Consider the following 7,522-nt stretch of genomic DNA (forward strand, 5'->3'; position numbering starts at 1 on the left):
GCGCCGACACCCTCGTCGTCGATCCCCATCGGGAGGCGATCCCACGTCTCGCCGATTCCGGGTCCGTCGTAGGCGAGCGTTCCGACCCCGCGCCGAGCGAGCCCGTCGGCGAAGAAGTGCATCTCCTCCTTGCAGCTGTCCGCCCCCGAGATGAGAACGAGAAGCGGGGATCTCCCCTTCGACTCGGGGAGACGGAGAAGGCCGGGAAGATCGATCGTTCCATGCGGGATCGACACCGATTGCGCCGGGGGAGACATGCGGGCCGCCGCGAGCCGATAGCACGCCGCGCACCGCGCGTAGAGCGCGCGCTTCCGCTCCACCGGTTCGAAGATCGGGAGCTGCGCCATGTGAAACGCCGCCGCCGCGTAGAGATGGTTCTCCCCCGCGGTGACGAGGCGCCCCTCGTCATCGGCGATGCGGGCGAAGGTCTCCCGCTTCTCGCCGATCCTCTCCCACGAGGTCACCCAATCCTCCCACGAATGGATGCGCGCGAACGCCTCGCGGATGTCGAGGAAGTTGCTCCCCATGAGAAGAGGGCGGATGTAGAAGAGGTCGGGGAGGACCGTCTTGGCGCCGAACACGCGGAAGAGCGCCTCGAGCGTGCTCTTCGTGACGATGCGGGAGCGAAGAACCCAGGAAAAGGGGATCTCCGTTCGTCCCGGGGAGCGGTCTTTGTCCATCGGCGACCCTCCGATCGGTGAGGAAGCTCGCCCTCAGGATACTGCACATATGTCTAGAAGACAAACGAAAAAAGCGGGCACGAACCGCCCGGGAGGTCCAGCTCTAATTTACTTGGAAACAACAAGTTACCAGGACAGGTCCGATTCGGCCGCCTCGACGCGCCCCCGTTCAATGCTTCGTTCCCGTCTCCTCATCCTCCGGCGATCGATCCTTCTTTCCGGCGCCCCCCGCTCGTTTTCCGAAGTGCTCGTACCCGATCTCCTCGAACGGTTCCGCCTCTCCACTCTCGTCGAGGAGGACGATCCCCTCCTCCCGATCGACGACCGTTCCGATGCGGGTGACCATGAGCCCGGCTTCGGCGCGCACCGTCTCGACGAGATCCTCCTCCCCCGGCGAGGCCGTGAAGAGAAGCTCGAACTCCTCGCCGCCGTGGAGCACGAGAAGATCGCTTGACTCATCAAATGCTTCCGCGATGCGGAGGGCGGAGGGTTCCGCCGGAATGAGCGCGCGCTCGAGAACGAACCCGACCCCGCTCGCGCGCGCGAGGTGATGGATGTCGACCGAGAGACCGTCGCTCACGTCGATGAGGGACGTGACCGGGAAGCGGGTCGCGAGGATGCGCGCCGCCACGACGCGCGCCTGGGGTGCGAGGTAGCGGCGGACCGACTCGTGGAACTCCTCGCGGAGGGTGAGCTCCGGCGCGTTCTGGAGAAGATAGAGACCGGCCATCGGCCCGCCAAGCGCTCCGGTGACGAAGACATCGTCCCCGACCTCGGCGCCGGAGCGGGCGAGGATCCTCCCTCCGAACGGCTCGCCGACCGCGGAGAGGGCGAGCGTCACGTCGCTCATCGACGACACCGTGTCCCCGCCGACGAGATCGCAGCCGTACTTCCTCGCGCCGCGCGCGAGCCCGTGGTAGATCTCCTCCACCCGTTCGATCGAGAGCTCCGAAGGGGCCGAGAGCGCGACCGTCACCCACCGGGGCGCGCACCCCATCGCGGCGCAGTCGCTCACGGTGGCGGCGAGCGCCTTCTCCCCCACCTGGTCGGGGGAGATGAGATCGAAGCGGAAGTGGACCCACTCGGTGAACGCGTCGGTCGTGAGGACGAGGAGCCGCCCCCCCGCGTCGATCACCGCCGCGTCGTCGCCGATGCCCAGAAGCGTCCGCTCGCTCGGTTCCCCGACGATCTCGCGGATGCGCCGGATGATCGCGCGCTCGCCGATCTCGTCCAGGCTCATCGAGCGCCGGCCTCCTCTTCGAGCGGGCGGAGCGCGTCGGGAAGGCTCTCGATGAGATCGCCCGCGACGAGGCCCGCCTCGCCCTTCCGCTCCGCGGCGCGATCCCCCGCCCGCCCGTGGAGCCACACCCCAAGGCGCGCCGCCTCCGGCGCGGAAAGCCCGGCGCCGAGAAGAGCGGCGATCGTCCCGGTGAGAACATCCCCCGATCCGGCCGTCGCCATCCCCGGGTTCCCGCTCGTGTTGATGGAAACGATCCCTTCCGGATCGGCGACGAGGGTCGGGTTCCCCTTGAGAAGAAGGACCGCGCGAAACGCCGCGGCCCACTCGCGCACGAAGCCAGTCCGATCGGCGAGGATCGACTCGCGGCGCGCGCCGGAGAGCGCCTCGAGCTCGCCGAGGTGCGGCGTGAAAACGATCCGCGCTCTCGATGAGGCGATCGCGTCTTTTTCCCCCGCGATCGCGTGGAGGCCGTCCGCGTCGATGACGAGCGGCCCTCCCCATCCGGCGAGAACGCGCCGGAGGAACGCGCGCGGTCCATCGCCGCGCCCGAAACCCGGCCCGACCGCGAGCACATCGAACCTCCCCGGGTCCGCGAGAAGAAGCGCGGCCCCCTTCTCCGTGTGGGAGCCGTCCTCGTCGGCGAGCGCGAGGGTCATCAGCTCGAGGACGGCGCCGGCGTAAGCCCCGCGGAGCGACGCGGGAAGGCCGAGCGTGACGAGCCCGCCTCCGGTCCGAATCGCGGCCCGCCCCGCGAGAAGGGGCGCGCCGGTATAGTTCGGCGATCCTCCCGCGATCAGAATCCGCCCGAAGTGCCCCTTGTGCGCGTCGCGCGCGCGGGGGCGGACGAGCCGGCGCGCCGCTTCTTCGTCGAAAAGAAACGCGCGCCCTCCCGCCCCCTCGAGCGCCTTCTCCGGCATCCCGATCGGAACCGTGACGATCTCGCCTGCGTGCGCGCGCCCCGGATGGAGATAGAGCCCGACCTTCGGGCGGCAGAGGGTGATCGTGAGGTCGGCGCATACCGCTTCGCCTTCGACAAGGCCGCAGAGGCCGTCCACGCCGGAAGGGATGTCGATCGCGGCGACCACGCCGCGCGCGCGCCGGGAGAGGCGGATCGCCTCGGCGATCCTTCCGCGCGGCGCGCCGGAGAAGCCAGTCCCGAGAAGCGCGTCGACGACGACATCCGCCCGCTCGATCCGCCTCGCGGCGCGATCGTCCTGCGTCGAATCGGGAAGCTCGTGGATGAGAATGCGCGGGGAGCACGCCGCTTGGAAGCTCTCCGCCGCGTCGCCGGCAAGCTCCTCGGCGCGACCGAAGAGGAAGATCTCGACGAGCGCACCGCGGTCCGCCAGCCAGCGGGCGGCGCCGAACCCGTCGCCGCCGTTGTTCCCCTTCCCGGAGAGGACGGCGAACCGGTTTCCGTACGATCCGAAGCGATCGAGGAGGACGCGCCCGACCTCGGAGCCGGCCCGGCGCATCAGGTCGATGCCGGGGACGCCGAGCGCGTCGATCGCGATCCGGTCCGCCCGGCGCATTTCCTCCGGCGTGAGAACCTGCATGAAGCTCCGCTCCGAGAAGGAGATGGAAAGAGGCGGGGGATCTTTCGCCGAACGCTCCGGCCGCAAGGGAGGGTCCGGCTACTTCACCGACTGCCCGAGGCGCCGGCCCAAGCTGATCTCGCCGTTGTCGATGCGGACATTGAACCCGCAGTCCGGGTTCGAGCAGACCCATGCCTTGTACTGGATCGGCGCGCCGTCCCGCCCGTAATCCGACAGAGGCAACAGAACGCCGTTCGAGCACTGCTTACACGCGGGAAAGCCTCCCAACATCACGCCGTCTCCTCCCATCAAGCTCATCCGGAATCCTCCGCCGGGATCGTGCCCGCGCCTCTCTCGCGGCCGCGGATCGCGCCTCGCGAGCGGACACGCACGCCGAATCCGCGCGGGTTTTCGGTGCCCGAAAAACTCGAAGGGGAAACTATCACCGGGAGGATGCGAGCGTCAACTTGTTTTTTCGCCAGCGGTTCGCGCGCCGCGATCAGAGAAGACGGAGGCAGGGCCGTGCATCGGGAGGAGGATGCGGACCTCGCCGTCGCCGACGGTGAGCTCGCCGCCCAACTCCCTCCAGAGCTCCTCGGCCGCCTGCACGCGACGGTCGTTGCAGATGGCGTGCGCGCCCCCTTCCACCGGACCGGCGCCGATCCCGATCCAGACATCGTCGCCGCGCTGGGCGGTGCGGATGTGGATTGCCTTGCCGGGGCCGGCGGCGTCGAGGAAGCGGTCGAGCACGTAGTAGAACGCCTCGAAGAGGGTGTTCGGCCGGGAGAGGATGAGCGGGAGGTCGCCGAGGTGGCGATCGAAGAAGGCCGAGCGCGCCCGGTCTTCCGGAAGGCTGCGGATCACCAGCTCGATCTGGTCGCGGAGGTCGACCGGCGTCCACTCCTCGCGAACCGGAACCGTTCCATCCTCGGCGCTCAGCGAGCGGCGAAGATCGACGAGAAGGGCGCGCGTTTCGTCCTGCACCGAGATCGCATCCTCGAGAAGGAAGGCGAGCGCGATCACCTTCTCGAAGCGTTTGATCTCGTCGAGGGTCTTCTTTCGCTCGTCGAGCGTGAGCGATTCGTCCGCGACGAGACGGTAAAGCCGAAGGAGCGCAGAGAGGTCCTCGCGATAGCCGCCGAGGATCTCGAGGTTCTCGCCGATCCGGGCGACCAGATCCTCCGCGGGCGGGAGCGGCCGGGGCGTTTCGGCGGGCTCGGGAGCGGGCGGCGCGGGGCGCGCCGGCTTGGCCTCGTCCGTGGTCCGCCTCGCGCCGTGCCCTTTCTCGGAAAGGAAGCGCTCGACCTCGTGGCGGAACTCGGCGCTCACCCTCTCTTTTCGGGTGACCTGCCGCGCCGGGCGCCGGCGCGCAAGATAAATGAAGAAACAGTTGAGGAGACCGCCCGCCAGGAGGGCGCCGCCGAGGATCGGGCTCGCCCCATCCGGCGAGAGGCCGCCCACGCCGACCCAGACGACGGCGAGCGCGGTCACGAGAACTGCCGACACGACGAGCGCGGCGCGCGTGCGCGGAATGCCCAAGCTCTGTCCTCCCCGGCGACCCGGTTTTCGGCCGAACCGGGCGGTCCGGCGCTACCCCGATCATCGGCCCCGGAGAGAGGATCTTGAGCCGGAAGTCGGTGCCGGGAAGACGGTTGGGCGGTCGGGGAGGCCTACTTCCGGTGGTGGGGGACGGAACCCGGGGTCGAGATCGGCGCCGGACGATGAGGCGTTCCGGTCTTCGTGTCCCGGCGCGGAAATCCCGGAATAGACGCTTCCTGCTCCGACCCGAAGCCAGCCTCGGCCGGGTTTTTCCACGAAGAAGCCCCGGCCGAAAGCCGAAAGGAAGACCGAAATGGAGACAGCGTCCCCGGAATTAGAGGAGAAATCAGCATGGTGTCCCCGGAATCACCGCAACCCGAGGAACACGTCATGCCCGCCCTCGCAGTTCGAGTGGTGCGCGAAGGGGACCGCGAGCGGCTCGAAACCGGCGGCGGCGATGAGCTCCCGCCACACGGCTCGAGGAAAGAGCCCCATCCGGTGTCGGTCGTGGACGACCTCGACGGCGCCGTTCTCGTCTCTCAATAGGTACGCCATGTCGGTCACGTACATGTCGGTCCTCGAGTCGGGAACCCATCGCCATTCGAGAAAGCGGAGCGCCCGCCCATTCCCGTCGCTGCCGCCGGTCTCGATGCCCGGCGTGAAGGTCTCCCTGACGAAATCCGGCTGGAACAGCGCGATCCCGCCGGGGGCGGTGTGCGCGAAGGCCGTGGCGATGGCGCGGACAAGGTCGGCGCGCGAGGTCATGTAGCTGACCGCATCGTGCACCAGGACGCAATCGAAAACGCGCTCGAGCCGGATCGAGCGCATATCGCCCTGGATGTGCTCGCACTCCGGATTGAGGCGGCGGCTCACCCCGAGCATGGCGGGCGCACGATCGACGAGCGTGCAGACGAGCGTCCCCTTGAGGTGCGCGGCATTGTGGCCGCCCCCGCTGCCGAGATCAAGCAGGGTCCTGGGCGGTCGCCGGCAGTGGGTCTCGAAGAGACGCCTGTAGAATGCGGCCTCCTCGACGTAGTCGCCGACCGGGGTCAACAGCGGGTACCAGTCCGCCAGCTCGCGGTAGAGCCGGGGAACTTCCTCCTCTCCAGAGACAGGAACGGGCGTGGTCATCCGATCTCCTCGCGCTTCGCCGGCCTCCTCGCCGTGCGCGTCGCGGCGTGGCCGCCGGCGGAACTTGGGGTCGCCCCACCGATCGCCGGATCCCGAGAACGCCCCGCCGATCGCCGGAAATGAGCCTCGCGTCCCCCGAAGAACCGGATCCGAGCCGCCTTGCGACGTTCACACCAATCCCTCAGAAGTGTGCACCTTGCGCGGCCGCCGGGGCACGGGGTTTGCTTTGATGATGCACGCGTTTCCTGCTGCGGCCGCGGATCTCCCTTCGCGCTTCCGCGCTCCGGGAGCTTCCTCGGCGACCCGTCCCCCCGGGACGGGTGCCCGCCTCGGTCGCGCGAGAAGATGCCTACGAGGCCTCCCTTCCGTCGCCGCTTCCTTAGCGTAGCTCCGGGGCTACGCTTCCGGGAGCGGCTCGTCCAGGTCGGCCTCTCGACTCGCGCTCCACGTCCTCGCGACGAAAATGCGTGCATCCTCCAGGCGAGGACGCGAGCCCATTCGGACTCGCTCAGCCGATCTCGCCGGACCCTTGGGCCGATGAGCTCTCGGTGACGATCCTCGATAAGTGTTTGGTGCGGAGCCCAATCTCCGCACCCACTTCGAAGCGAAGACAGACCGTCGAGATGGACCGGACATCCTCGTCGCCTCTCTCAAAGACGGCGGCTCAGGGAGATCTTTTCACTTGCGCCCGGGGGCCTTATAAGTGTTGGGCGCCTCGATCCCGCAATTTCTCCTGAGCCGCGCGAATACGTTGATGGACCTCGCGCGCTCTCTCGATCATCTCGAATGCCGGCGCCGCTCCAGTCGGTGCGCTGGGCCACCACCCGCCGGGCGACCACCAGCGAACGTACGTGCTGGGATCGAAGCTGATTGTGCCGCTACCGTCCGCGCGGATGCTCAGCGTGAGATCCGTCACAATCGCCAAGTCGACGCTGTTCACATTCTGCCGGAATACGCCCGACACAATGATCGCGCGCTTGTCTGTTAGCCCGTACTGCGTGTGACGCCGCTGCAACGCGTCCACTACGAACCGGCCGAAGACCAGATAGGCTCCGAGAACCAAGAACCCCGAGACAACGAGAAGGACAAACCACGGCGCGTCATGGCGAAAAGCGTTCCGCGCCCCTTGAGTCGCGATGGTGGCCCAGACCAGGCTGAAGGGAACGACATAAGAATCAGAAGAGCGCCACGCCAAACCGCCGCGAGGCTTACCGGTCCACAACAACCGTTCGCCTGGACCAAGCTCTCGGGCTATCGCCTGCTCAGCATCGAAATCCATCGCTTCCCCAGTGCGCCCAACTACTAGTAGACAGTTCATTCTACCCCGCTCGATCCTGCGCGGCGAGCTGTGAGTGCACAGGGCTCGCGGGAGGACCCGCACGGGAACTCACTGTCGA

Annotated in this window: 7 protein-coding genes; all 7 read right to left on the reverse strand. The window is 68.1% G+C overall.

All coding sequences use genetic code 11. The features are described 5' to 3' along the window. Nucleotides 1–680, reverse strand: a 680-nt coding sequence (locus FJY73_13570; GenBank protein MBM3321686.1) for an alpha/beta hydrolase, incomplete at its 3' end; no start/stop codon positions are given. 169 nt (nucleotides 681–849) lie between these two features. Then, nucleotides 850–1,920: a thiamine-phosphate kinase gene (gene thiL, locus FJY73_13575; protein ID MBM3321687.1), complete on the reverse strand. Its 1,071-nt coding sequence runs from the start codon at nucleotides 1,918–1,920 to the stop codon at nucleotides 850–852. Then, a complete protein-coding gene (locus FJY73_13580; protein ID MBM3321688.1) occupies nucleotides 1,917–3,476 on the reverse strand; it encodes an NAD(P)H-hydrate dehydratase in 1,560 nt (519 codons plus the stop codon). Before FJY73_13580 ends, thiL begins: the two co-directional genes overlap by 4 nt. Nucleotides 3,477–3,554: 78 nt before the next feature. After that, complete coding sequence (locus FJY73_13585) at nucleotides 3,555–3,749, reverse strand: hypothetical protein (protein MBM3321689.1); 195 nt, start codon at nucleotides 3,747–3,749, stop codon at nucleotides 3,555–3,557. Between the two features lie 168 nt (nucleotides 3,750–3,917). Then, on the reverse strand, nucleotides 3,918–4,994 hold the full coding sequence (locus tag FJY73_13590; GenBank protein MBM3321690.1) for a hypothetical protein: 1,077 nt from the start codon (nucleotides 4,992–4,994) through the stop codon (nucleotides 3,918–3,920). Nucleotides 4,995–5,360: 366 nt separating this feature from the next. Then, on the reverse strand, nucleotides 5,361–6,125 hold the full coding sequence (locus tag FJY73_13595; GenBank protein MBM3321691.1) for a class I SAM-dependent methyltransferase: 765 nt from the start codon (nucleotides 6,123–6,125) through the stop codon (nucleotides 5,361–5,363). A 697-nt stretch (nucleotides 6,126–6,822) separates the two neighbouring features. Then, complete coding sequence (locus tag FJY73_13600; protein MBM3321692.1) at nucleotides 6,823–7,404, reverse strand: hypothetical protein; 582 nt, start codon at nucleotides 7,402–7,404, stop codon at nucleotides 6,823–6,825. Nucleotides 7,405–7,522: the final 118 nt, after the last annotated feature.

The organism is Candidatus Eisenbacteria bacterium (assembly GCA_016867715.1).
Lineage (GTDB): Bacteria > Orphanbacterota > Orphanbacteria > Orphanbacterales > Orphanbacteraceae > VGIW01.

What these genes read in the sequence shown, in the direction of transcription:
- thiL (MBM3321687.1), bottom strand. Translation starts at nt 1,920, where the DNA reads ATGAGCCTGGACGAGATCGGCGAGCGCGCGATCATCCGGCGCATCCGC.
- FJY73_13580 (MBM3321688.1), bottom strand. Translation starts at nt 3,476, where the DNA reads ATGCAGGTTCTCACGCCGGAGGAAATGCGCCGGGCGGACCGGATCGCG.
- FJY73_13595 (MBM3321691.1), bottom strand. Translation starts at nt 6,125, where the DNA reads ATGACCACGCCCGTTCCTGTCTCTGGAGAGGAGGAAGTTCCCCGGCTC.
- FJY73_13600 (MBM3321692.1), bottom strand. Translation starts at nt 7,404, where the DNA reads ATGGATTTCGATGCTGAGCAGGCGATAGCCCGAGAGCTTGGTCCAGGC.